The sequence below is a fragment of the Pseudoxanthomonas dokdonensis genome (genome assembly GCF_001431405.1).
Classification (GTDB): domain Bacteria; phylum Pseudomonadota; class Gammaproteobacteria; order Xanthomonadales; family Xanthomonadaceae; genus Pseudoxanthomonas_A; species Pseudoxanthomonas_A dokdonensis.
Genome location: NZ_LDJL01000027.1, coordinates 1 through 1255 on the forward strand (window position 1 = coordinate 1; position 1255 = coordinate 1255).

Consider the following 1255-nt stretch of genomic DNA (forward strand, 5'->3'; position numbering starts at 1 on the left):
AGCAGGAAGGCTGGGTTGGGCATCCGGAGCCGATGCTCAACGATGACGCACGCTTGCCGAAGCAGGAACTGCCAACCCAGCATCGCAACACGACATAACACCTGAATTAAGCCGACCCGCGAAGCGGGTTCGGCTTGAATGAATTGTTAGGCCGCGCAGGTTAACAAAGTAAGTGCAACACCTGCGATGCCTGTTGAAGAGGTGAGCTGGCAGACTGGAGGGGATCCCTCCGGCAAGAGAAGATCCCTCATGTACCGCCAGCTCACCGAAACGGAACGATACACCTTGTCCGTACTGAAGCGCCAAGGGTGCTCATTTCGCTGCATTGCCCGGATGTTGCAGCGTAGCCCCAGTACCATCAGCCGCGAAATCCGCCGCAACGCGACGGTGATGCAAGGCAAGCCACGCCCTCTGTATGTGCCAAGCAAGGCCCAGGAACATGCCAATGGACGGCGCCGCCGCAGCCGGCAAGGGAAGCAACACGACTTGGCCGTATATGCGCAGGTGGAATCCCTGCTGGCAGAGCGGCAGTGGAGTCCCGAGCAGATAACCCATCAGTTGCGAGGTCAGGCAGGGCCATCCATCAGCCACATGACCATCTACCGACACGTACGTCGCGACCAGCGCCAAGGGGGTGGCCTGTACCGGCATCTGCGGCAAGGAGGCAAGCGAAGGCGAAAGCGCACGCACGGGCCTGAAAAGCGCGGAAAATTGGCTGACAAACCGATGATAGACAGCCGTCCCGAGGCCGTTGAAGGGCGACAGGAAGCCGGACACTGGGAGGGCGACACGGTAATGGGGGCCACGGGCGAGCGCGACTGCCTGTTGACCTTGGTCGAACGCAGCACCGGCTTGGCGCTGGTGCTGAAGCTGCCGCATCGCACCGTGCGCGCTGTCAATCGCGCCGCACTCCACGCCATTCGGACCAGCAAACTGCCCTTCGCCACGATTACCTGGGACAACGGCACCGAGTTCCATGGCTATCGCGCACTGGAGCAAGCCGCAGGCGTGCGCTGCTACTTCGCCTACCCGCATCATCCATGGGAGCGCGGCAGCAACGAAAACTTCAACGGCTTGTTGCGGCAGTACTTTCCGAAAGGCAAAAGCCTGGGCAGGGTCCGGCAAGCAGACTGCGATGCGGTTGTCGCTAAACTCAACCAAAGACCGAGGAAACGCTATGGCTTCCAAACTCCGGAACAACGACTACAGCAATATTCAGGGGTGTTGCACTTGGGCCTGTAACTTAAACACATCT

1 protein-coding gene is annotated in these 1255 nt (G+C 60.0%); it reads left to right on the top strand.

What is annotated here, in order from left to right; genetic code table 11:
• Positions 1 to 249: 249 nt before the first annotated feature.
• Positions 250 to 1242: an IS30 family transposase gene (locus tag ABB29_RS16205; protein WP_211260771.1), complete on the top strand. Its 993-nt coding sequence runs from the start codon at positions 250 to 252 to the stop codon at positions 1240 to 1242.
• The last annotated feature ends 13 nt before the right edge of the window (positions 1243 to 1255 follow it).